The sequence below is a fragment of the Aureispira anguillae genome (assembly GCF_026000115.1).
In the GTDB taxonomy this organism is placed as follows: domain Bacteria; phylum Bacteroidota; class Bacteroidia; order Chitinophagales; family Saprospiraceae; genus Aureispira; species Aureispira anguillae.
Window position 1 is genome coordinate 1884907 of record NZ_AP026867.1, and the last position, 23065, is coordinate 1907971.

A 23065-nucleotide genomic window follows, 5' to 3' on the forward strand; every position below is an offset into this window, starting at 1 on the left:
GAGGCGAAGCTATGCCCCAAATCAAGTAAATTAATATGAATACAGAGACAGACAACAACAGTAGTGCTGAGTCAGATGCTCAAGCGGCTAATTTTCATGAGCATGTAAAAAATACCTTGTCGGTATCGGCTTATAAGAATTTGCCAAAGGCTTTGGGCTATGGTAGACGAAAAACAACGATGTTATTATTAGATCCCAGTAAAATGGAACTAGAAACCATGGAGAAAATGGCGGAGTTCTTAGGGGGCAATCTGCGTACGATGATTGACCGTTATCAAATGGGGTATGATGTATTGAGCATCAGAGCATATAAAAAATTAATGAGCTAAACTAAAAAAAGTAGGCGCATGGATGAAACACTTAAGGCCCATTTGATGGACCTGATAGATCGACAAAATGAAATAATAATTCAGCAGGGAGCGAAACTGGATGCATTAGAAGAGGAGATCGAAAAAGGAGAGATCTATAAAAATAATTTTGTAACCACAAGGGAGGTGTCCCGAATTTTAGGATTAAAGCCAAGAACAATAAGGAAGTACAACTATGACGGGCTTTTGACAGGAAAGAAGCGAAAAAAAGAAGGAATGCTTTATTTCCCGTTAAAACAGGTCATGGAATACCGAAGGGAAAACTTCAAACATTGGGCTTTTTTTGAATGATTAAAATTAAAAAAGACTATGAACAGAATAACAAAACGGCTCTTCTTTGGAGGAACGCTCTTGCTGGTCGTCACTTTTATACTGAGCTATGAAGTTAGCGCTTCGTTTACCAATAGCATCAAGGAAGAAGTGCGAGCGGTCAGGGTAGAAATTCAAACGATCAAGGCTCAAAACAAAGCCATCAAAGCAGAACTCAAAGCGATTGACCAGAGAATATTTAATCGCAGAATTTCAAATCGTATAGCGCAGCGTTTCCCACCTCAATAATCATCTTTTAAAATCATAAAACAAAATGCTAGACAATGGATAAATCCATAAAAATAGTAGAAGGCACGATTAATATAGAAGCTTATATAGCCTGCCCACATTGTGATACTTATATCGATCTATTTGAAATAGACCGCTTAAACGATGATATGCAATTGAGTAAGGTTATCGCTAATGAAGATAACGAAGAGCAAGACAATTACAAAGAAATGATTACTTGCCCAGACTGTTATAAAAAGATTCAGATAGAAGGCTTGGCTTACTAAGCAAAATATCAAAACTAAATAGTTAAATCACCTTTTAAAACGATCATAAAACAAAAATGGAACAATACGAATTTTATATCCTTGTGGTCATCAATACGCCCAAAGAAGAAAACGCTTTGTGTTTTGCAACAGAAGCCGAAGTTAATGGGGTATTACCTGCGGATACGGATCTAAACAAAGCTTATGTCACCAAGGATTATTACGACAACGACAAAGAGCTAATCTACCTTAAAAGATCAGCAGTAGACGCTTTAGCGATTGGTGTGGAAGGAGGCAGAAAGATCGTGCCCAACAATAAGGAAAACCGCAAGGAATTGGGCTTGAAGTACAAAAAAGGCTTCCTAAAAAAGAGAAAAGTAAAAGAGCCTAAAGAAGCCGCAACTCAAAAGCCACGCTTTGCAGAATGGCTGGAGGTGTTAAAGATGGGGTTGAATTTATTGTTGACCATGAAGGAAGAAAGTAAGGCAAAAAAGCCAAGCTCCTCCGCTGCTCCCTCTAGGAATTTAACCGTTTTAGCACAGAAAATTCATGCCCTAAATCAAGTCAAGGGATTTTGGAACAAAGAGCGCAATATCGGGGAACTGTTAATGGGAGTTACCGCAGAGCTGAGCGGAGCCATGGAGGCTTACCAAGAAAGTACGCCTGCCAATTGGGATTTGTACGATGCAGGTATTTATAGCCCCAAAGAAGCTTTTGAACACTACATTCAACATACCTTCGAGGATAAAATTGCTGGTGCCATTATTCGGCTCTTAGATTTAGCGGCAGGAATGAACATAGATATTGAGCGCCATGTTCGGGTTAAGTTGGCTTACCATTATCTGAAAGAAAATAAAGATTAGGGGTTTATAATTGTGAAGAGCTGTGTTTTGCTTTGGCAGAATGCAGCTCCATTTTAAAACGAACTGGATTGGATGCAAAAAGGGTTCGATTCCCTTTCTAGTCACGAGGAAGCAAACAGTTGTTTGCAAGTTACGGCGACTATATGCCGATTTAAAAAAGAGGGGTTTGGGAGCAACCCCCTCTTTAACATACTATCTAATCTATAAAAACACACAAGGTTTACAATAAAATGCAAACTCAATCTAACATACACCCTGAGGTTAAAAATAGTTCCCTGAGTCCTAGCTTTTATGAAATGATTGATAAAAAGGCGACTCAGAAGGCAGGAAAAGATATGATGGCGGCTTATCAAGCCAAGCGCAAAAAGGCAGGAAAACGGGGCGGTGTAACGCCGTATACCTTTGATCTGTTTCATGCGATCATTCGCAGCGTTGCCCCTACCATGGAGAATTTAAAGAAGCATCAAGATGGTTTGTACGAGGAATGTCGTATGCATGGAGAGTATTGCTGTTTTACGACCATTCCTAGCCTGATCACGCTCTTAAATGACACAGCGAAGCATCGAGTACTATCACCCAATAAAAAGACCGTCTACAACCAAATTAAGAAGCTCATGGACATTGGCATCATTACCGAAAAGGTCAACCATGTACATACAGGTCTAAGAAATCCTTATCCAGACGAACAAAGCCCCAAGGGACGAGGAAAAATCCAACTGTGGATAAGCCCTCAGGTCTTGTGTATAAAGCCCTGTTACGAGGGTTCTGGGGCTTCTGATACCCCCTCTTTTTTTGACGTTAAAGGGGAAACTTTACCGCAGTACGAACAAAGTTCTTTACTATATAAAGATAAAGAACTAGAATCAATCATTAATAGTCCTTTGGTTGTGGATAAAGCGGCTTTGGCTGTCGCCAAGCTTAAACCATCCAATATTCAAGATGGAGGACAAGGAAGCAAGTTTACCTCCTCCAATTCTCCAACTATTGCGGTGCTTAATGCTCAGAAATCGGGTGAAGGACAAGGAAGCAAGTCTATTTCCTCTGATTCTCCAAAGATTACGCCCCGAAAAGCGTCTAAAAAGGAGCATGTTTGCGCAAAATTATGGGATTTGATGCGTTACAACCTCTATCAAAACCAAGTGTACAACGAACAAACCAACACGGATTGCAAATTGATGCTTGGCGAGCTGTTGGATCTAGCAGCGCAGCATGTAACGGCTTATCGACAAGCTAAAATCCAGTCGTTCCGTGAAAATCCTGCTTATTTGGCCAGCAGGCAACAAACTAAGTTGCTTAAGAACTTTGCAGCAGGACTCCCCCATGAGGAGCGCTCTGCCATTGAGATCGTTTCTCATGCCATCATCAAACAACAAAAACACGCCGACAAATACGGCTATCCACTGTATTATCCAGTCGATTATCTCAGCTCAACGGCTGCGGTCAAGGCTCTGAATTATTCCATGGACGATTGGGATCGAATACAAGCCAATTATTTTGATAAAAACAAAACGGCTAAAGCCTATTTCCAGCAAGTGCAATGGATCAACAAGCGTTACAGCAATGCCATTGAGCAAATGGAGCAGGAAGGTGCAAAGGTAGTCTACAAAGACATTGCTCAGCATTACAACCACTGGTATCAAAGCTTGAAAGATAATCCTTATTTGAACGAAGATAAAATGAAAGCCTTAGGCGATTTATTCATACAAAAATTTAAACCACTGCTCAACGATGAACATCTCCAACGCCAAAGAAATGGCAACTACTAAAAAGAGAAAATACAAAGCGCCCTCGGTTGCTTATTTGCAGATAAAATTTAAAAACAACAGCAAGCCCAATGGTTTTAAAATAAGCGACTTTGGCAAGGATTTAAAGAAGATTGAACGGTATTTGGCAAGCGTAGAAGGAAAATGGTCTTGGGCGATTTTACGGCAAGTTAAAACAGGGAATATTTATCATTATTACCACCCCAAAACAGGGCTACAGCGATTGGATCTAAAGGACTACAAAAAACAGCTTACTTCCTACTCCTTGTACATCATTCCTACCCAACAATACAAAAACCGCCATGGCAGCCAAAAGGGCATCAGTAAACGGGTTTATGATCTTAATGAGGTGACAAAATACTGGAATAAAGATGTTTTACGGATTGATATTTACCAGGAGAAAAAATTGATTAACCGCTACCAAGGAAGATTTTTGATGTAATGGATTATTATCGACAACATTCCATCCTAATTCAAGATAAGATCCCCTTACAATTACAGCGCTCCCATTGGCATAAATTCCATTACTGGTTAGGTCAATATCTAATTGAAACCAAAGCGCAAAGCACGATTGAAAAATTAATACAAGCTACGCTCTTACAAGCGTTCATCAAAATTTCAAAGCTGATTCAACGCCTAGAACGAAGTGGCAAACCGATGAAAAGCAAAATAAGCCTACAACTTAGCCCCTCTGAAAAATACGGTTTAGAGCACAGCATCCAAGCGGTAGCCGAAGAAGTAGACAACGATTTTTTTGAACCCTTTTATTTAGCCTATTTACAACCCATTTTAGACCAATTTCACCAACACGACATCAATCAACCCAATCAAGGATTGAGCTTATTATAACCGCATTTAAAAGACAATAGAAATGACCAACAAACAATTTATAAAGATGGGCCATTCGGCATTCCTCATCTGGATCATAACGCTCTTAGGCATCTATTTAATTTACCAGTATGGAATAATTGTAATTTTTTGCTTGGGGCTGCTTTTTTGCTGCCTTTGGGGGCTGCTCTATTCCTTTGTAACAGTGACTTATTTTATCAATTTCCTACATTTTAAAAACTGGGTAGAATCAACGCCCTTAGACATTTATTTACTACTTGACAATAAAGAATCTGACTCCAAACACGATTAAAATGTACTACAAAAAACAAATTAACACCTTAGAAGAAGCAGAACAACTCGCACTCTTTTTAAAAATGTCTATTCGACAATTGCTAAGAAAAAAGAGGATGTACGATGGTTTATTAGCTAAAAGGATCAGAAGGAAAACTGGATGGGCAGCAGTTTGGCCAGTTGGTTTAAACCGAATTAAGCTACTAAACGATCCTCGATGTAAATCCATTCTGCTAAACCTATTTTGTTTAAAGGAAGCCATTCGAATCAAACGCTTTATCCAAAAATTAAACAAGATTAGAAGCGCATTTACCAATTAAAAAAAGGAGCTGCTTAGGGATAATAAGCCGCTCCTATTCAAAAGAATTAAAAGACAAAGATATGACAACTTTCACAAAAAATCCCTACGCAGAAATGCGAAAAAAGATCAACCGCATTGTATTTCGGGATAGACTAGACAAAACCTTAGACGGAAAATTTAAACACAAGCGTTTTTCTGAGCGGTTTGCCTTGGCAAATACCGCCTTTATCGGCATGAGCGGCATTGCTCAACTCGCAAGCATGGGAACTGCTTTTGTGATGCTCTCCTACTTATTTGAAAGCTCGCCAATGCTAATTCGGGTAATCTTTTCCGCTGCTTTGGTTAGCATGATTGAAGTGGTTAAACGAGAAGCCACCAACGATGTAATGAAGAGTTTAAACCAATACAAAGAGGTTGAAAAATTCCCTACCTTTTTAGCCTTGTTGATGGTGGGCACCAGCATTTACATTTCCATTGAAGGTGCCAAGATCTTACCCAGTCTTTTTATTGCTGATGCCATGGAGCTGTTCCCTGAAGAAAAAGAAGCAGAAGCAGTCAAGGCAACCTACGATACGAAAATTGAAACCTTGACCAAAGAACGAGAAAATTATATCCAAACTCGCTTGTATCATGGTAGAATTCGCACCGAAGATTCCGAAGAGGTGATGCGCATTAATGAAAGGATTGCGCTTACAGAACATAAAAAAGATTCTGCGCTTCAAGTATTAGACAAAAAAAATGAAGCAGCTCAAACAGCTACCCTATTGCAAAATAAAGCGGCAAAAGCGGCGGTTGAAAAAGAGCGAATGGAGTTAGGAGAACAGCTCGTTATTGCAGCCATTGGTTTTGAGGTTTTGTTTCTCTTTTCGCTCTGCTTTTCTTGGTGGTATTATACCGAATGTGAAAAGGAAAGACAAAAGGCGAAGGAGAACAGCTCCCCTTCTAGTGATCCTGAAAATATGCCGAAAGTGGACAAGGAAATTCCTGCTGAAGAAGCGAAGGTTTTAGAGGTGGAAACGATTGGTGTTAGAGCAACCAAGAAAGTTAGTTTTAAGGATTACGAGCAGGAAGAAAACTTGACCGAAACCGAAAAGGTTAAGAAGGATTATACTCGAATTTGTCCTGAATGTAATACGCCTTTTATTCATAAAAACCACAATCATACTTTTTGTAATCGGGAATGTTATTTGGCTGCTAGGAAAAAAAATAAAATCAAATAAACTGCCTTTTCACGCTCGAACTTCCGCAGTAACACTCCGTTACTTCCGAAGTAACAGCACACCTTCAAACACCGATATATAAAGGATTACTTCCGAAGTAACGCTTGTTACTTCGGAAGTAAAACAACAAAAAAAACAATTCTAAAATAATGATAGAGATAGAAGAATTACCAGATGTTATAACCGTGAGTGAACTCATCGCTCAAGTAATTGGAGAAACTGTTTTTATGATCTCAGGCGAAAGACCAGGAGACAAGGAATATGAGTATTTGCAAAACTTGGATTTAAATAAAATGAGACAAGAAGCTGAATTGTATTTCTTGAAATTTACAGACGAACCCAAAAAACAAACAAGGCTTATTTACACTAAAAAACATCGTCTAGAAGACAAACTAGAGCTTTTTCTCAGTAACTATCCTTTGTTGGATGAATATGCTATTATCCAAAATGTCAAAAACAACCTCGAAGCTTTAGACCAACTTTATGAAACTGTTAAAAAGCAAAAAGAATCGTTAAAACGACCTGCTTTACTGCCAAAGTAAAACGGGCAGATTTTCGCTACTTTGTAAATTCTTTAAAACGCCCGAAACCCCTATAAATAAAGGAAGTACTTCCAAAGTACGTTGGCAGTACTTTGGAAGTAAAAATGAATAACAACAGTAAAAAATGATACTAACCCGATTAGGCAACAAACGCCAATTAGCCCAGACCATTTACCGCCATTTTCCAAATCATCGAATGCGAATTGATTTATTTTTTGGAGCAGGAGGTTTGTTCTTTTACAGCCCCAAAGCAGCATTCAATATTTTGAATGATTTGGATGATGATGTTACCAATTTATTTTTGATCCTTAAAGAACGAAAAGAAGATTTATATCAAGCCTTAGAATTATTGCCCATTAGCAGTTCCTTGGTTCAGCATTGGAAAAAACAACAAGAGACAGATCCCCTGCAAAAAGCAATTCGATTTTTGTTCTTGAGCAATTTCACTTATTTGGGAAAAGGGGACACTCTGCGTTTAGGTTTAGACAATACCAAAGCTAGATTATTAACAAGGATAGAACCAACCTTTGAAGCCCTAAAAAACACCAAAATTACGAACTATGATTTTAGGGAAGTCTTGGGCAAAATCTCCTTTTCTAGAACAGTTTTAGACAAAGAAAAAGCCTTTGTCTATTTAGATCCTGTCTACCTTGAAACAGAACATTGCTATAAGGTGCCCAACTGGACACAAAAAGAAAGTCTGGATTGCTTTGATATTATGAGCCATTCAGGAATCAAATGTGCTATGAGTGAATTTGACCATCCCTTTATTCTTGCAGAAGCCAAAAGGAGAGGGTTTAATATCATACCCATTCGGGAACGCCAAAACATCAAGAACAGAAAAATGGAACTGCTCATTACCAATTATCAACCCATTCAAAGAACTTTATTTTAATTGTAATGATGTCGATAGAAGAACAACCAAGCGATTATAACAAGACTCCTGAATACCAAGAAGGACGAATGAAATTTGAGGTGCATCTCAAGACAGGCGCTTACCGATTTGGCACCGATTATAAATACATTCCACTTCGTATAGCAAATGATTATCCATCCAAAGAAATACAAGAATTATTAAATCAAGGATTGAGCAACAAAGCCATTCAGAAAATCATTTATGGAGATTCCTTATCCATCCTAAAACCTTATTTTAAAGGTGATCTAAATAGAATTAACAACATGACAAAAGAAGAAAAAAAGGCAGCCTTAGAAGCCAAAATAGAAGAATTACAAGCCGAATTAAAAAAGATGCGAAAGCTTAAACGAGCACAAAAGATTCCTTTAGTAAAATTGAGTATAGACCTGAGTATATCGGTTTGTCAAGGTCAATTAAAAGGCTATCAACATTGGTTAGAACAACTTGAAAATCCATTAGAAAAACAAGCAAAATAAAAAAAGTCAAAAAAATACGCCATTAGTTTCTAGTGGCGTTTTTTATTTGCTTGCATATAGCCTTACAATGCTTTATTTTAGGGCTTTTACATTTATTTACAAAATTCTAATTCACATGAAAAAGCTAAAAAAAACGAGAGCTAAACTAAGACCAGGAGAAGAAGTCGTGGGCATGGCTGTCCCTGATTTTTTATTAAACGAAGAGCATCAAAAAAAGCTCCGTAAGCCCAAATCAAATTCTAAAACAAAATCAAACCGCAAGCGCTCATGAAAATTATAGATACCTTACGTCCTGAGGGCGGTTCAAAGGCGGAGCAATGGTGGCAAGACCAAGGCTTTAAAAAAGTTTACCAAGAATTCAGAAAAGGCGATGCCAGTAATGATTTGAAAAAGATCAAAGATGTACGAGATGTATCGGAATTTTTTAAACTCAAAGGGTATCAATTTGGCAACTGGGTCACCCATGAGGATCGCTTTAACTATTTAGCAGCTCTAGCCGTTTGTCTATTTGATCTCAATCGAGTATTACGCTTTAAAGGCAATAATTTAGGCTTAGACAAACATTTAGGCGTTGCCTTTGGTGCAAGGGGCAAAAAAGGAGCTAAAGCGCATTATGAGCCATGGTCGCACATCATCAACATGACTCGTTACAAGGAAGCACATCGTTTTAAGGAGCCATACACCAAACCAACTCGTTTTGTTATTTCGGGTGGAGTGGGTTCTTTTGCCCATGAGTATGGGCATTTCTTGGATTACTTCTTTGGTTCCAGAGTAGAAACAACCGCTAAAGTTTATGCTTTATCGGATGGGCATTCTACTGACCCTACACGGATTCAATACGATAAAAACAAGTACCCCATGCGCTATTTAATGGAGTCCATTTTAGAAAAGGCCTATTGGGATAGTAGCAAACGCTCTGAGTCTGCTTATGTGAAGCGAATTAAAGAGCTACTTCCTGATCGTTATTGGGATTATTTTCTAAGTAGAAATGAGATTTTTGCTCGTTTATTTGAACAGTACATTTCTTATAAACTAAAGGAATTGAAGATTAAAAATGTCTTTCTAACTAAAACCAAGTATCACACCGCTCAATATATGCTCCTTTCGGAAATAAAAACGGTCGTGCCGCTCTTTGACAAGTTATTGATCCAAATGAGAAAGCATTTTTAGATAAGCACCCACCCATGTTTATCTTTTCATTTTAGGTTTCATTTTCAAAATAGAACAGTTTATATTTTATTTAAATATGTACTAGATTCATTTTCAATACTTACATTTTCTTGGCATTGATTTGGCAAATGTAATAAGTGTATCAAAAGTGATAACAACTAATAAGAATAAATTTGGGTTTTAATTGGGGTGATTAGGATTTGCACGAATGGGAATACGTGCAAATCCAATCTTTAACTCCGCTAAAATTCCATCAAGATAAATTTGGGTTTTAATTGGGGTGATTAGGATTTGCACGAATGGGAATACGTGCAAATCCAATCTTTAACTCCACTAAAATTCCACAAGATAAATTTGGGTTTTAATTGGGGTGATTTAGGGTTTGCATGAATGGGAATACATGCAAATCCTTATCTTTAACTCTGCTAAAATTCCACAAGAATAAATTTGGGTTTTAATTGGGGTGATTAGGATTTGCACGAATGGGAATACGTGCAAATCCAATCTTTAACTCCACTAAAATTCTACAAGATAAATTTAGCTCCGCTGCTACTTCGTGGTGGGTTTTAATTGGGGTGATTTAGACCTTGCACGAATGGGAATACGTGCAAGGTCTTTTCTTTTTTAAAACTGCTCTCCATCTAAATGTTAAAAGAAGCTGTTCATTTTTGAGCAGCTTTTTTTATGTCATCAAAGAAAGTCAAAAAAATACGCCATTAAATTCGACCCCTGTAATCTGAATTCTTTTCAATGCTAAAGACATGCTCTAACTTTATCTAAAACCAATTGATTACATAAAAAATAAAAAACCATGATTTTAATATTGAGCTTAATTCTAATTGGAGGGCTACTTTATTTTTTAGGCCCTAGTCCAGCTCCTTTAACAGCAATTCAAAAAGAAGAAATTGTCTATTTAGACGAAAATGAGTTTTGGGCATTGGATGGAATGGAGCAGGAAAAAACAGTGCCCTTATCCATAGAAAAAAAGCCCGTAAAAAGCATTCAAAAAACACCCCGATTAAGAGATACAACCAACCAACAGCAACAACGCAAAAAAGCCGTAAAAAAGCGTAGAAAACGCAGAAAAATAGCCAAAAAGAGTCAACAAATTAATCGTTAATTTATCTAAATTAATTCAACCATGTATAGCAAATTAATCAAACTCAAAAAAGGAGCTGTCATCACTTTGGACGGAAGCCCTTTACAACTGTCTAAAGCCGTTAATTTACGAGTCGTAGCCACCAATAAAAGCGATTCCAAGCCAGCGCCCACCAAAGTCGAACAGGGCGAGCATCAACAAGATTTACCGCATCCCGTGGACAAAAAAGAAGTCTTGGCTTTGGTCCAGGAGCATTTAAACAAATTGGGGCAAGACGAATATGCTTTAATGATGGATGGCATCTTTCAGGATGACGACCTAGAGGCATTAAATGGTTCCTTTAATGATCTTCATAAAACGTCTATTTATGCCGCTACGGTTACGCATATTTCAGAATTAAAATCATTGTATCAAGCTTTAAAAAACTTGTAAACTATGTCCCAAAAAGAGGAAGACAAAAACCCCATTTTAGATGCGTTTATCAACCCCTCAGAAAATGAGTTAGAAAACGCTTTAGAAAATGATTCAGAAAATGGATTAGAAAATGCTAAAAAATGCGTTTTTGAACGTAAAAACGCAGAAAAAACGGAATCTGAATTTATAGAAAATGAACGTGGGCAGCACGTAGAAAATGCGGAAAAAATGAACGTAGAACCCACCGCAGAAAATGGCGAAGGAATCAGCGATGATTATGCCCCCGAAGAGAAGGAAGAAATCGAAGAAGATTTGGCGTTTGAAACGGAGGGTGAAGACGAGGAAACGGAGGATCAAGAAACCGAAGATTGGGAGTTCCCAAATGAGGACGAAGAGGAGGAAGATGTTTTAGATCAGTCCATTCCTGAAGGAGGAGAAGATAAACCCATTGATGAGCTGATTAGTGAGGTGACAGGTGATAGCGTGAAAAACTTGGAAACCCTACGAACTTTGGGTGATCTAGTTATGGAAAAATTAGACGATTCCAAAGCCATGATCTGTAGTGCCATTAGTGGACAACCTGCCGCTAATTATACCAGTGATAAGCGTTTGAACAAAGCTTTGTTGAATGCCTTTATCAACTATTTCAACAGCACAGAGGTCAAGGCTCCCACGCCAATGGGAACGCTTTTAATCGCTTTGGCACTTTGGGGAATGCCCACACTTGGAGCTGCTTATTTTCATCGCTTACAAGCCAAGCGCCTGCAAAAAAGAAAGGCGGCTGGAGAAGAAATCGAAGAAGAAGTGGTCGAAGCAGAAACACAGAGCGATTCAGAAGATTACAGCCAGCTCAAGGAATATAAAGAAAACCGTAGAACATTTAGTGTACACAAAGAAACGGGCTGTTATAATCGAACGCCCAAAGGGCAGTTTTGCCGTACGAGTGTTGCCGATGAAAAACCAAGTCCTGCGATCCAAAAAATGTTAGATCAGGGCTATGATAATACAAAGATTCGAGAACTTTTATACGGGGAATAAGCATGAGCAACCATCCATTTTTTTTAGCCTATTTTGGTAAACCACATTCAGGAAAAACCTACGATCTACAACAGTTTGTGAAGCGTTGTGGACGAGAGACTATTTTTGTGTACAATTCGGGACATGAAAAAGACTGGAGAGGCTTTATTGAAATTGAACTGCATTCGGATTCCAAAAGCAAGAAGCTCTATTTTAGTTACAAAGGAAGGGACTATTTGTTTGAGAAACATTTTATGAAAAAGTTCAAAGGCAAAAAAGTCAAAGCCATGATGGCCGATGAAAAGCTAACCGAGCAATTATTGTACAAGGCGCTCTCAAAAAAGGGCTACAAAGGCTTGTTTTTTATCATAGACGATGCCACCAATGTTTTCTCGGCTCAATTGACCCAAGCACAAAAAGCCTGTTTTTATCGTGCTAAGCACGTAGGAATTTGGTTTGCCTTGGTGTTTCACGATCCGAACATGTTCCCCAATGGTGCATGGGGAGCCTTGACCTTGGCAAGATTCTTTAAAAACAATGTGGCACCACCCAGCAAGAAACAAAGAATCATTCCTCATTTTCCAGAAGTCATGCAAGCTTTTAAAATCTTGCGCACGGCTCCTGTTTACAGCCATTGTACCTTAATTATGGATTCAGGGCAACTGGTGGTGAAACGAGCCAAACCACGATTAAATCCTAAAAAGGTAAAACCTATCATTATTAAAAAAAGTACCTAAATCAATTATGAGCTACTGCAAAATAAAGAACCGCTTTTTAGATTGGGAGAATGGCTATAAGTCGTATGTCGTAAGTCCTGTATTCACAAGGACTGAACATACGACTTAGGACTTATAACTCAAATAGGTTAAAAAAGTCGGTTACTTAAGGAGTAGAGCTATCATTTATTAAAATCAAACGATAAAACAGAAATCAATGCTATTAGAATTATTATTAGAACAGCAAAAACCACAATTAAAGAAAGATTTAGAAAAGGTCATTGAACAGCTCTTGACTTCTATTGCGGACAGTAAGCAATTAAACCCCTTTGAATTGGTCTTAAAATTATCCGCTAAAAAGGGACAAGCGATTGGGCAGATTTTCACCCCTCAAAAGAAATTGTTGTACGATTTTGACGCAGGCGAAGAAATCAGCGGTTTGTTTGAGCATCAATTGGGGCGCTTGCCTGAAATCGCTAAAAAAGCAGTCTTAGCCAAAGTGGGACATCAAACCATTAGTGTTCAGGTCGCTCAAAGTTTAGAACATGGAGGAGCTATTTTGGTGCGTTATGACAAAAATTATCAATTAGAATACTTTCAACAACTTGAAAAAAAGCTAAAACGTATTGATATAGATCATTTTTTTGCTAATATTAAAATATAAATGAATTGGTTTAGCATTCTTTCGTTTTAGATAAAGATTAGGGCTTGCTTAAGCTTCTTGGGTGTTTGGATATTAGATGTTAGATCATAGATATTAGACTCCCAATAAACTACAGTCTAATATCTATGATCTAACAGCAAAGCGATCTAAAAACGAAGTGATCTAAAAACAGCAAAGCGATCTAAAAACAAAGTGATCTAATGAAAACAATTTAAAGCATAAAAAAAGTTTATTATGAACCGTCAAGAAGCTATTTTGACCGTTCAACCTCCATTCCCTAAAAAGCAATTGGGGCGATACCGCTCCGTAAAAGGCATTTATCTCATTCGTTTTAACGATCAAGTAATTTACATTGGTGCGTCTAAAAATATCTACAAGGGTATTTCTAGGCTCTACCAAAAAGGCGGCGTATTGTCCCACTTATCCTTTGAACGTTGCACCTTTGAAGTCATTCTGTCCAATCTCAAAAAAGGCAGTATTGAGCAGGCTTTAAAAGGTAAATTTAAGCCAAAAAACAATCATCAAGCGAAGACCTTGATCAAGTATCAATTTTACCGAAAACATCAACATCAACGCATTTTGGTGGCCTATCAAACGCAAAGTAGGTTTAGCCAAGGCGAACACAAAAGCGATTCTGAAAACCAACCTAAAACCAATTCAAAATGATGGTTATTTTAGACAATGGGCACGGGGGAATGATTGGAGGCAATTATCAAACCTTGGGCAAGCAATACCAATTTAAGGACGGCACCACTATTTATGAGGGCGAATTTAACCGTGCCATCAAAGCAAGGGTCGCTGAGCTGTTGACCGCTAAAGGAATTCCTTATTACGATTTGGTGCCTGAAAACAAGGACATTTCTCTCAAGGAACGTATTCGGCGGGCCAATGCCATCCACGAGCAATACAAGGGCAAAACCTTTTTGATTTCTATTCATGCGGATGCAGGAGGAGGAAGCGGAGCTGGGGTCTTTATTGCCAAACAGTCTAGTCAAAAGAGCCTATACTATGCCACTTGGGCTAGGGATCTATTCTCGCAGCATTTTCCAGAAAGCAAGCATCGAGGCATCAAACGCAAGAATTTTTATGTCTTGCGTTACTCGTTCATGCCTGCCATTCTCCTGGAGAATTTCTTTATGGACAACGAGCAGGAATGCAAAACCTATTTGTTGACGCAAAAAGGCAGGGACAGGATCGCTTGGTATATCGTTGATTTGATTCAAAATATTTTAGAACACGGAGATTTAGTCGCTTAACCTATGAAATTTAATAAAGACAATATTCAATTTATAGCCCTTTTGTTACTGATTGGTTATAGCCTTTTTTTGCAAGAATGCCGACAAGGAACCAAGAATGAGCAGCCCATTTATAGGGTTGATACTTTGGTTAAAATGGATACCATTTTACCACCGCCTGTTATTGTCAAGCTTCCACAACAACAGATACCAGCTCCAACCATTATTTATATAGATAGTACTAAAAATATTGTTCATAAAGCGCTAATTGATACCAGTAAACATCGTCCAGCTCATGTTTATCAGGACAGCTTAGAAGATGAAAATCTAACGCTTTATTATAGTTCTATTGTAAATGGAGAGCTGCTTAAAAATAGTTTGGATTATCGGCTTAAGATTCCCAAACAGATCACTAAAACCGTAGAAATTACAAAACCTGTTCCCCTTCCTGTTAGCTCTTTGCTGCTAACGGGTAGTGTGGGTGCTAGTATCAATTCCTTTAATAGTGTTCGTTTGGGGTTGCAATTTGTTAGCGCAAAAGGCTGGGCGCTGGGCTATGATTACGATCTATTGCAGAACATTCATTCGGTTAATTTGGGGGTTCGCTTGGTTAGATTTAAGCCAAAACAACAACGATAATCAATAAAAACGTTAATGAATCGAAATGTATTTTTTTACAAGTTGGGTTAAGATATGATCTTCCCGTTCTATAAATTGAGAAGGGTTTAAGTTACACGAATAGGCTTCCCAAATATGGTTTATCATCGTTTGAATCTCTGATTGAGAAAGTGGTTCTGTATTTAGAAGCCTATTCACAACGGCTGCTATTTCTGTTAAACTAAAACAATATTCTCCCATTGCATAAGAAACTGCTGTTTGGATCTCTTCTAGTTCTTCTGTTAATAATACTCTAATATTATTCCCCTTGAGTTCTTCTTCCAAAAAGGCAAATGCATCCTCCAAACAATCAAAAGGATAGGTATCTTGATAACGGTAAGCATACTTAAAAAGTAAAATTCTCCATTGAGGGGCATTTTGAGAACGGTATAGGGTAGCTAACAATTGTTCAAAATCTGTTTTTGCAATCCAATTTTTAATCGACATATTTAATCAAATCGTTTTCTATTGATAGAATCTCCCCATCCATTCTATACATTTAGTTCCAAATGCAAGACGACCTCGAATAGATATTTTTTTGAAAAGCGCTTTTTCTTTTTTAAGAAACATTTTAGGATGGAATATCAGGTGATGTTATAAATAAGACTACAATCGATTTTTCTCTTCTTCTTCGGATTTTTTTATACTAACAAGCATATAAATTACAAAAGCAATTAATAAGGCAAGGAGTATAAAAGGGCCAAATACCATCAAAAATATTAAAGCATCCAAAGCAAAGCCTCCTTTGAGATCGTTCATGAGTATTTTTTATAATGAGTTAATGCCTTAAACCTATCTCTTTTTTATTAAAACACCAAAATAAGTACTGCACTTAACCAACCTATAACGACTCAATATCCAGCTAAATGCAGCAAAAAAGAACAACTCCACCCCAAAGGCGTAATTTTGTGCGTAATTTTTTTTAGCCCACCTGCTAGGCTTCAATAAACACCTGATTTAGCGCCCTTTTCTAGCATTCAAAAAACAATTCAAAAATACTAAAAAGTACGCCACTAAATGCCCTCAAAGCGGCTTTAGAATTGGGATTCCTAGCCTTTTTTGCTGCATCTTTGTGTAGACGAAAATAACAAAAAACAAGAAAGAAAGCTAAACCTTAAAACACTTTTAGAATGTACCACTAAACCAAAAACCATTGACATTAATGGACAAAATCAATTTATTACCTGATGAATCTGAGCACGATGTAAGAATCCGATTTTTTGTAGATCCTTTGAGTTTGGGTATGACCCTAACAGGAGTGCTACTCTTAATGGTTATTTACCTTCGTGTGCTAAAAACAAACGGATGAAAGAAATAAGCAAAGCCCTTTTTACCTTTTTTGTTGGATTGTTTAACGTTGGAATCTACAATTTGAGCGATGGCATGGATAGTTTGCTCTTAGCCTTGCACAAAAACGGCGTAGAACGACAAGCCAACGAACTGTTAAGGCTTTACCAACTGGTCGAACATCAACAAGAAATCTTAGTGATTTTAGATGTTTTTAAATGCCTCTTTATGTTGATTAGCATTGTCTTTTTATTCATTGTCAATCAGCCTAGAATTTGCCGTTTTTTTACCGCTGTTTATCGTAAGATGCAGCAATTTTACCGCTTTCTTAAACGAAAGTTCCAAACTTCAAGTAGAGGATAATTTTAGACATTTTGGTCTAAAATCTAGCATCTAAGAGCGCAGCGATCTAACCTTAGAACGAAGCAACCTTATTGTTTATCTGATCCTTACATTTTATTAACAACCTTATCATTCAAACCAACAAAATTCCTTCTCTTATGAAAGTTAGAGTATTTTTTCCTGTAGGCAACCAGTATTATTTACCTTCTCCATGGGTAGAAATCAATGGAGAGCGTTCTTTTGAGCCTGTAGAAAACCAACCTCAATACAAATTAGCTGCTGTGGTAGAACAAGCCGTGCAAAAAGGAACCGCTATCATTGACAAGAGCATGTCCATGGGCGATTGCTACAAGGTAAAAGCCATTACGCCTAGAGCAAGCAACAAAGAAAACAGCGACAAGGTGGAGTACAGCCAAATTGAAGTCATTATCGAAACGGCAACCGATGCTGAAGCCAAAGTTTGTTTGGGCATGTCGGATCTTGGTTTGGAAATCTTTGATGGAGCACAGGTGGTCAAAGGTAGCCCTGTCATTGGCGGTACCTTTAAAGACAACACCTTAAATGTAATTGGTCGCCTAGCCAATCATGGTTTGTTGCAAATTACAGGCGCTCGTTTCCTTGCCAGTAATGATAATGTTTATTCATATAGCCCAAGGTTTAAAACCTATTCTCATGTTGGAGAGGTCATCAACGATAAGCGTTTGCATTATCCAAAATCTTCTTCTAACGATGAAAATACAGAGATCCGCACCATGGACAGCAATTATCTGACAGAAAAAGGACTTAGCCTAGTCTTGGACGGCATGAACTTTATTGAGTTTACTGTTCCTGTGGGTGAAGAGCTGACCATCACCTTATACACTGCCTTTACGCCGATTCGCTAGAAGAACACCGCTAAAGCACAATAACAAGCAGAGCGCCAATACGATTCCGTATTGGCGTTTTTCCCAACCCTAAACCAATAAAAGATGGCAGCAGCAGCAGAAGGCTTTAGTTTTGAGGATATAGAAATAGGCGACATCCTATCCGATATTAATATTGGAAACCATGGGATGAGCAGCAAAGAGGTCGCCGCAATGATGATTGGGGTGATGCAAGCGCAAGAGAGCAAGAAACGAGAACAGGAAAAAGATGTGATGCAAGACCGTGAGCGCCGATTGATTATTGGCGTGGGAGCTTCTATTGGCTTAGGCTTGTTTCTCTTAATCATATATTTAATCGCATTAAAACTAAATAGATCGTGAAAAATAGTCAATTCGAAATTCAAACCGCTCCTAATCTAAGTACAGACAATGCCAACGCTATGACTCCTACCGATAGCAATAAGCCTGTACCTGATGCGAGCACCACCACCACAACGACCACCACAGCAACGCCAAGTGATACCGCTCCAACCGATGCAAGTACCACGGCAACCACAACCGATAAACCCACTACCACCCAAGAAGACAATGCACCAGCAACGCCTAGCACGCCAACCGATGCGATTAGTTGTAAAATCTGTACCTATTACGATGTAGCAAGATTGGGGCTGATGGGTTCTTTATTTATCTTGTTTTTGGCAATGGCTTATCATTCTATTAAAACCGCCAAATTGCCCAAGGGTTAATCCTTAACCACCAAAGAAAACATTGATTCATTCGCCACTAAATCTAAAACAATGAGCTTAACAGATAGCCAATGGAAGGTTCAAACATTAGGGGATTCTAGTCCTCCTGACGATTCCACTTCTAGCAATGGAGCTGGAAATTCCAGCCCTCCCGATGATTCCAACAATAACAACAATACAGAAGCTGACAAGGATAATAAAGTAACCGTAGATAAGATTTTTGCTAGTTTGGGGTTATTATTTAATGGCGGTGCTAACGTGATTGATTCCGTTGGCAATGTTGCCAATGGCGGCGGTGCTTCCAGTTCTACTCCTTCTACAAATACAGGAAACAACAACAATACAAATCCTAAAAATCCCACTAGTCCTTTGTTAATTGGCGGTGGTGTCGTGGTCGTTTTGTTGTTAATTGGTTTAATCATTTATACCACAAAAAATGGAAACAACAGCAGTAGCCCCAAAGCTTAAGAAAGGCCCTTCGAGCCGCTTAATTGTTCTTTTGTTTGTCCTGCTTATTGGAGGTGGAATCGGCATCTATTTTTGGGTACGCCCAAAGAAGGATGCAGACGATGAAAAAGAAAAGAACAACAACGATGGAGGCTCAACGGGAATTAAAGGAAGAAATAATGCTTCTAGTCAAAACCCTGGACTGACCGCTGATCAAGTTGCCTTTTTAATGGGGTCTGGTAGTGGTGGCTTTAATAACGGTAGTCAAAACCCTAACCATAATGATGACAAAGGAACAACAACACCGCCGCCACCTCCTCCTAAGCCTATTTATATCTATGGTACCCAAGGGCAAGCCTTGATTCAAGAAAAAATGCAACGCTTACAAGCAAGGGAAGATGTTATGGACTTGATTCGGGCAAAGTACAATACAGGACTATCCATGATGGGCAACTCGCCTGATGAACAACAGGCTATTGATCAGCTTTTTGGGCAATTAGCCAATATGGATTGGAGCGCAGATCCTGCCCATCGTTATTTAAAATTTCCTGTTTATGGAACCAAAGAACAGCGAGGGGCAAAATATCGACACGATTTACAACGCTTTGTAGATGCAGGCTGGGAAGGATTTAATCTCTCCCATAGAAGGGATAGCAATGCCCGTTGGTGGTTGCCTAACATTGGTTTAAACTTAATGGTTGGTACTACTTCTGCCTTTACACCTAGCGCCGATGATGTTTGGTTTTCTCATGCAGGCGTTCGTACCCACATTGATTTTTTTAAACGCTTTAATAGTTTTTGGGTTAGTGACCAGCAATTGACCGAATGTGTTGATAAATACAATAGAAATTTAACCGTTCATCATCACCATCATGCTAATGCTACAGGGGCGTATTGTGGGGGCAAACAATATTCTTTTGCAGAGCGTTGGTTGGCTGAAATTGATCGTTTAGATCGTGTGACGGAGTGGGAAGCCATTCGAGCTTTGACCGCTCCCAAAGAGGACAATGGAGATGGTATTTGGATGACTTATATCAATCCTGATACGGGCGACAAAGAGCCTGAACCGACTGATCCAACAGATAGCAATACGAATCCTAATTCTGACATTATAAATGTATAAAACAACATGGCAAAAATAAAACAAACCCAAATTGATGAAAAATATCTTTGGATTGGGGGTGGAATTGTCGTCATTCTATTGGTCATTTTTGTACTGGGTAGAGTCTCTGGCAAGAAAAGCACAGATGAACCAAGCGATGCCAATCCCAATATCAAACCCATTACCGTTAGCACTGATTCAGGAAATATAGATTGGAATCCTTCTGCTATGGTCAAAAAGGTGCATACAGCTTATGTCGTCAATTGGTCAACGGGACGTTGTGAGGTCTTAACTCAATTGTTAGCCTTGCAAGATGTTCAAATACGAGCCGTTGCCGATGGCTATTTGCAAGTGTATGGCAAGACCTTAAGAAAAGTCTTAAATGAGGCTTGGGTCGCCTGTTGGAACTTACCGTGGCAGGATGATCCACACCAACAATTTATCAAGCGTTTAGATGCCTTACAAATCACTTAGGCGCTTTTTTCTTCTTTGGGAGCTGCTAGTTTTAGATGCTAGAGCATTTCATTTTTAGACCTTAGATTTTAGACTAAAATCAAATGATCTAGCATCTAAAATCTAAGGTCTAATATTTCAAAAACAGGAGCCTCCAAAGAACACACTTTTATTATTCAACAAATTATACTCAAAAAATCATGGCTGAAGAAATAACCGTTGCAGCAACCGCAAAAACAACTAAAAAAGGCATTCCTCACAAAAAGCGTTGGGCTGCTCTTATCCTTGTTGTGCTCTTATTTGGCGGACTTAGTTTTTATTACCACCGCAAAATTAAGGCACTAGAAAAAGAATTAGATAAAAAAAAACAAGCTCCTAAACAGGACGACATCAAAGACAGAACGCTCGTAACCGATAGCACTGATTCTGCCAAAGAATTGTCGGTGAATGGAGATGTTGACGTTAAAACTCAATAAGCATGAAAAGCAGCATCAAAGAATATAAAAAGCCCTTAATTGGGCTAGGACTAATTGCTCTTGTGATCTTGATTTACGCCACCAAGGAGCAATGGATGAACTTCTTTTTGCCCAAAGGACTGAGCAAAGACAGCAATACGCCAACAAAACAGCCTGTGAGCACCAATACACCATCTGAAACGATTGATCGAAATCAACTGCTAAAAAAGGGCGATCGGGGCTTGTCCGTTCAGGAGTTGCAACGCCTTTTGAATGCAGAGCACGACTATCAAAGCCAACACGGCACCGTTCCCATTGAAGCAAAGCTCGTGGTTGATCAGATTTTTGGTGCTAAAACAGAAGCGCTCTTGTTTAAGTTCACCAACAAAAAGACCATGAGCATTCATCAATTGCAACTGATTCTAGCCAATCAAAAAAACTAACGTATGCCCATTCCTTTATTAATTCCAATTGTAGCGGCTGGCGCTGGAGCAACGGGCTATTGGTGGATTACTAGCAAAGCAGAGAACAAGGAGCCGAGCTTCTCCTCTGAGCTGCTGGCTGTCCTCCAACCGCTTTTAATTATCATCGTTATCCTCTTTGGGCTGCGATGGCTCTACCAACAAGGCAACAGCACTGCTAAAAAAACATAAAATAGATTAATTAATTATGAATACTCCAGAAAATAAAACAACCGTAGAAGGCCCTAATATTTTAGGATTTATCCTAATTGGAGCATCGGCTTTATTGTCCTTAGTGATCCTTGTCTTATGGATTCGTTGGTTGTATAATTCAGGTGCTCCTAAATGCAAATAAACTATGAATACTAAAACAAAACTTTTTATTGTGCTTTTGGTGATCGGCATTGGAGGCGGTCTTGTTTATACCCAGTGGCAAAAACAGAATAAGCCTAGAATTAAGGTCAACCAATACCTCAAGGAAAAAAAAGCGATTCAGTTTGAAATGTCCTATAAAGGAGCTGCCTTTTCTGATACCATTCAATATGGGCAGACGTGGAGAAAGGAAAAAGATGGGGTTCGCTTTTTAGCTAGTTCTAAGGATGGTGTGATTTATCTTTTTATCAAAGATGCAAAAGGAGCCATCCTAGCTCAAAAAGTGGTGCTTTTATTTTAGTAAAAAAACTCAAATAAGGATTAAAGGTCTTGGCTTTATTTTTAATAACACATTAAAAGTAAAGCCATTTTAATAATTAAAAACATGAAACCACAACACAAAATATATCTTGGAGGAGCAGTGGGGCTGATTGCTGCGATTTTTCTCATTCGAACTTTTTTGCTAAAGCTCCAGAGAGAACGAATTATACAAGCTTGCGAGCAAGCCTTTGGAAGTTTAGATGCTACTCAAAAGGATTCAATTCGTATTATTGTACAAACCTTTGAACAATACGGTGACAAGGATTTTAATAAGCTCATTTATATTCTAGCCACCACCCGACATGAAAGTAACTTTAGACCCATTGAGGAGCGCAGAGCTTCACCTTCTCAAACCGATGTTTACAATCGTCAGAATGCCTATTGGTATACGGGGTATTATGGGCGTGGTTTTGTCCAGCTCACGCACCAGCGAAACTATGCTAAGATGTCTCAGCTCTTAGGGGTGGATTTTGTTGCCAATCCTGCTTTGGTTTTAAAATCTTCTTATGCCGCTCGTATTTTAGTGCAAGGCATGTTACAAGGGGCTTTCACTCGTAAGCCTTTAAAGAATTACATCAACAGCTCTAAGGTGGATTTTTATACTGCTCGTAGGGTGGTTAATGGCTTGGATCGGGCGCAAAGAATAGAGGGCTATGCTAATTTGATTGCTCAAGCTATTGTTTAGAATTGTACACTTATTTTTGATTTATTATTCTATTTTTATTTTGAAGTGCCGATCTTATCGAACTTTGCTAATCTCCGCAGCTGTTTACCAGGAGAAGTTTAAAATAGCTTTTGAATTGTACGCTTTAAAGGTCATGATAAAAGGGAAATAGTTATGAGAATTGCTGCTGTTTTACACAATTTCAA

General features: G+C 38.5%; 39 protein-coding genes. 37 read left to right on the forward strand and 2 right to left on the reverse strand.

Annotated features, from left to right (window positions below):
* Positions 1-35: 35 nt before the first annotated feature.
* The 23 genes from AsAng_RS07085 (at position 36) to AsAng_RS07195 (ending at position 15328) form a co-directional block, all read left to right on the forward strand.
* Positions 36-329, forward strand: coding sequence for a hypothetical protein (locus tag AsAng_RS07085; RefSeq protein ID WP_264792099.1), 294 nt, complete (start codon positions 36-38; stop codon positions 327-329).
* Positions 330-347: 18 nt separating this feature from the next.
* Complete coding sequence (locus AsAng_RS07090) at positions 348-659, forward strand: helix-turn-helix domain-containing protein (protein ID WP_264792100.1); 312 nt, start codon at positions 348-350, stop codon at positions 657-659.
* Between the two features lie 18 nt (positions 660-677).
* Complete coding sequence (locus AsAng_RS07095) at positions 678-926, forward strand: hypothetical protein (protein WP_264792101.1); 249 nt, start codon at positions 678-680, stop codon at positions 924-926.
* A gap of 35 nt (positions 927-961) precedes the next feature.
* On the forward strand, positions 962-1192 hold the full coding sequence (locus AsAng_RS07100) for a hypothetical protein (RefSeq protein ID WP_264792102.1): 231 nt from the start codon (positions 962-964) through the stop codon (positions 1190-1192).
* 56 nt (positions 1193-1248) lie between these two features.
* Complete coding sequence (locus AsAng_RS07105) at positions 1249-2034, forward strand: nucleoside triphosphate pyrophosphohydrolase family protein (RefSeq protein WP_264792103.1); 786 nt, start codon at positions 1249-1251, stop codon at positions 2032-2034.
* Positions 2035-2264: 230 nt separating this feature from the next.
* The gene (locus AsAng_RS07110) at positions 2265-3800 is read left to right on the forward strand and encodes a hypothetical protein (RefSeq protein ID WP_264792104.1); all 1536 of its coding nucleotides are present in this window, start codon (positions 2265-2267) and stop codon (positions 3798-3800) included.
* Complete coding sequence (locus tag AsAng_RS07115) at positions 3763-4239, forward strand: hypothetical protein (RefSeq protein ID WP_264792105.1); 477 nt, start codon at positions 3763-3765, stop codon at positions 4237-4239. The genes AsAng_RS07110 and AsAng_RS07115 overlap by 38 nt, the downstream gene beginning before the upstream one ends.
* Positions 4239-4646 carry a hypothetical protein gene (locus AsAng_RS07120; protein ID WP_264792106.1) on the forward strand — a complete coding sequence of 136 codons (408 nt, stop codon included), beginning with the start codon at positions 4239-4241 and terminating at the stop codon, positions 4644-4646. Before AsAng_RS07115 ends, AsAng_RS07120 begins: the two co-directional genes overlap by 1 nt.
* Before the next feature lie 293 nt (positions 4647-4939).
* Positions 4940-5239, forward strand: coding sequence for a hypothetical protein (locus tag AsAng_RS07125; RefSeq protein WP_264792107.1), 300 nt, complete (start codon positions 4940-4942; stop codon positions 5237-5239).
* 61 nt (positions 5240-5300) lie between these two features.
* Positions 5301-6440, forward strand: coding sequence for a hypothetical protein (locus tag AsAng_RS07130; RefSeq protein ID WP_264792108.1), 1140 nt, complete (start codon positions 5301-5303; stop codon positions 6438-6440).
* 149 nt (positions 6441-6589) lie between these two features.
* Positions 6590-6982 (forward strand): hypothetical protein, encoded by a 393-nt coding sequence (locus tag AsAng_RS07135; protein WP_264792109.1) that lies wholly within the window; start codon positions 6590-6592, stop codon positions 6980-6982.
* A gap of 124 nt (positions 6983-7106) precedes the next feature.
* Positions 7107-7877 carry a DNA adenine methylase gene (locus AsAng_RS07140; protein ID WP_264791882.1) on the forward strand — a complete coding sequence of 257 codons (771 nt, stop codon included), beginning with the start codon at positions 7107-7109 and terminating at the stop codon, positions 7875-7877.
* 5 nt (positions 7878-7882) lie between these two features.
* Positions 7883-8374: a hypothetical protein gene (locus AsAng_RS07145; RefSeq protein ID WP_264792110.1), complete on the forward strand. Its 492-nt coding sequence runs from the start codon at positions 7883-7885 to the stop codon at positions 8372-8374.
* Between the two features lie 115 nt (positions 8375-8489).
* Positions 8490-8645, forward strand: a complete 156-nt coding sequence (locus AsAng_RS07150; RefSeq protein ID WP_264792111.1) for a hypothetical protein — start codon at positions 8490-8492, stop codon at positions 8643-8645.
* The gene (locus AsAng_RS07155) at positions 8642-9544 is read left to right on the forward strand and encodes an LPD1 domain-containing protein (protein ID WP_264791879.1); all 903 of its coding nucleotides are present in this window, start codon (positions 8642-8644) and stop codon (positions 9542-9544) included. Before AsAng_RS07150 ends, AsAng_RS07155 begins: the two co-directional genes overlap by 4 nt.
* 811 nt (positions 9545-10355) lie before the next feature.
* On the forward strand, positions 10356-10664 hold the full coding sequence (locus AsAng_RS07160) for a hypothetical protein (RefSeq protein WP_264792112.1): 309 nt from the start codon (positions 10356-10358) through the stop codon (positions 10662-10664).
* Between the two features lie 21 nt (positions 10665-10685).
* Positions 10686-11075 (forward strand): hypothetical protein, encoded by a 390-nt coding sequence (locus tag AsAng_RS07165; RefSeq protein WP_264792113.1) that lies wholly within the window; start codon positions 10686-10688, stop codon positions 11073-11075.
* 3 nt (positions 11076-11078) lie between these two features.
* Complete coding sequence (locus tag AsAng_RS07170) at positions 11079-12095, forward strand: hypothetical protein (protein WP_264792114.1); 1017 nt, start codon at positions 11079-11081, stop codon at positions 12093-12095.
* A gap of 2 nt (positions 12096-12097) precedes the next feature.
* Positions 12098-12811, forward strand: a complete 714-nt coding sequence (locus tag AsAng_RS07175; RefSeq protein WP_264792115.1) for a hypothetical protein — start codon at positions 12098-12100, stop codon at positions 12809-12811.
* 196 nt (positions 12812-13007) lie between these two features.
* The gene (locus AsAng_RS07180; protein WP_264792116.1) at positions 13008-13454 is read left to right on the forward strand and encodes a hypothetical protein; all 447 of its coding nucleotides are present in this window, start codon (positions 13008-13010) and stop codon (positions 13452-13454) included.
* A gap of 234 nt (positions 13455-13688) precedes the next feature.
* Complete coding sequence (locus AsAng_RS07185) at positions 13689-14120, forward strand: hypothetical protein (protein ID WP_264791873.1); 432 nt, start codon at positions 13689-13691, stop codon at positions 14118-14120.
* Positions 14117-14710, forward strand: coding sequence for an N-acetylmuramoyl-L-alanine amidase (locus AsAng_RS07190; RefSeq protein WP_264792117.1), 594 nt, complete (start codon positions 14117-14119; stop codon positions 14708-14710). The genes AsAng_RS07185 and AsAng_RS07190 overlap by 4 nt, the downstream gene beginning before the upstream one ends.
* A gap of 3 nt (positions 14711-14713) precedes the next feature.
* Positions 14714-15328, forward strand: coding sequence for a hypothetical protein (locus tag AsAng_RS07195; RefSeq protein WP_264792118.1), 615 nt, complete (start codon positions 14714-14716; stop codon positions 15326-15328).
* 12 nt (positions 15329-15340) lie between these two features.
* Here AsAng_RS07195 and AsAng_RS07200 read toward each other — a convergent pair whose 3' ends face one another.
* Positions 15341-15793: a TBP-associated factor 9 domain-containing protein gene (locus tag AsAng_RS07200; RefSeq protein WP_264792119.1), complete on the reverse strand. Its 453-nt coding sequence runs from the start codon at positions 15791-15793 to the stop codon at positions 15341-15343.
* 159 nt (positions 15794-15952) lie between these two features.
* Positions 15953-16105 carry a hypothetical protein gene (locus tag AsAng_RS07205; protein WP_264792120.1) on the reverse strand — a complete coding sequence of 51 codons (153 nt, stop codon included), beginning with the start codon at positions 16103-16105 and terminating at the stop codon, positions 15953-15955.
* Between the two features lie 403 nt (positions 16106-16508).
* On the opposite strand from AsAng_RS07205, the gene AsAng_RS07210 reads away from it, so the two are divergent.
* From AsAng_RS07210 to AsAng_RS07275, 14 genes are all read left to right on the forward strand, one after another.
* Positions 16509-16655, forward strand: coding sequence for a hypothetical protein (locus AsAng_RS07210; protein ID WP_264791870.1), 147 nt, complete (start codon positions 16509-16511; stop codon positions 16653-16655).
* Positions 16652-16996: a hypothetical protein gene (locus AsAng_RS07215; protein WP_264792121.1), complete on the forward strand. Its 345-nt coding sequence runs from the start codon at positions 16652-16654 to the stop codon at positions 16994-16996. Before AsAng_RS07210 ends, AsAng_RS07215 begins: the two co-directional genes overlap by 4 nt.
* A 137-nt stretch (positions 16997-17133) precedes the next feature.
* A complete protein-coding gene (locus AsAng_RS07220; RefSeq protein WP_264792122.1) occupies positions 17134-17859 on the forward strand; it encodes a hypothetical protein in 726 nt (241 codons plus the stop codon).
* 84 nt (positions 17860-17943) lie between these two features.
* A complete protein-coding gene (locus AsAng_RS07225) occupies positions 17944-18219 on the forward strand; it encodes a hypothetical protein (protein WP_264791867.1) in 276 nt (91 codons plus the stop codon).
* Entirely contained in the window at positions 18216-18584 is a 369-nt protein-coding gene (locus tag AsAng_RS07230) for a hypothetical protein (RefSeq protein WP_264792124.1), read from the forward strand. The genes AsAng_RS07225 and AsAng_RS07230 overlap by 4 nt, the downstream gene beginning before the upstream one ends.
* A gap of 51 nt (positions 18585-18635) precedes the next feature.
* Positions 18636-19052, forward strand: coding sequence for a hypothetical protein (locus tag AsAng_RS07235; protein ID WP_264792125.1), 417 nt, complete (start codon positions 18636-18638; stop codon positions 19050-19052).
* Positions 19021-20154, forward strand: coding sequence for a hypothetical protein (locus AsAng_RS07240; protein ID WP_264792126.1), 1134 nt, complete (start codon positions 19021-19023; stop codon positions 20152-20154). Before AsAng_RS07235 ends, AsAng_RS07240 begins: the two co-directional genes overlap by 32 nt.
* A 6-nt stretch (positions 20155-20160) precedes the next feature.
* Positions 20161-20607, forward strand: a complete 447-nt coding sequence (locus AsAng_RS07245) for a hypothetical protein (protein ID WP_264791863.1) — start codon at positions 20161-20163, stop codon at positions 20605-20607.
* A gap of 179 nt (positions 20608-20786) precedes the next feature.
* Positions 20787-21062, forward strand: coding sequence for a hypothetical protein (locus AsAng_RS07250; RefSeq protein ID WP_264791862.1), 276 nt, complete (start codon positions 20787-20789; stop codon positions 21060-21062).
* A gap of 2 nt (positions 21063-21064) precedes the next feature.
* A complete protein-coding gene (locus AsAng_RS07255; RefSeq protein ID WP_264792127.1) occupies positions 21065-21484 on the forward strand; it encodes a peptidoglycan-binding domain-containing protein in 420 nt (139 codons plus the stop codon).
* Positions 21485-21487: 3 nt separating this feature from the next.
* On the forward strand, positions 21488-21694 hold the full coding sequence (locus AsAng_RS07260) for a hypothetical protein (RefSeq protein ID WP_264792128.1): 207 nt from the start codon (positions 21488-21490) through the stop codon (positions 21692-21694).
* 16 nt (positions 21695-21710) lie between these two features.
* Positions 21711-21857, forward strand: a complete 147-nt coding sequence (locus AsAng_RS07265; RefSeq protein ID WP_264791859.1) for a hypothetical protein — start codon at positions 21711-21713, stop codon at positions 21855-21857.
* Positions 21858-21860: 3 nt separating this feature from the next.
* The gene (locus tag AsAng_RS07270; RefSeq protein ID WP_264792129.1) at positions 21861-22175 is read left to right on the forward strand and encodes a hypothetical protein; all 315 of its coding nucleotides are present in this window, start codon (positions 21861-21863) and stop codon (positions 22173-22175) included.
* A gap of 84 nt (positions 22176-22259) precedes the next feature.
* Complete coding sequence (locus AsAng_RS07275; RefSeq protein ID WP_264792130.1) at positions 22260-22880, forward strand: glycoside hydrolase family 19 protein; 621 nt, start codon at positions 22260-22262, stop codon at positions 22878-22880.
* Positions 22881-23065 lie beyond the last annotated feature (185 nt).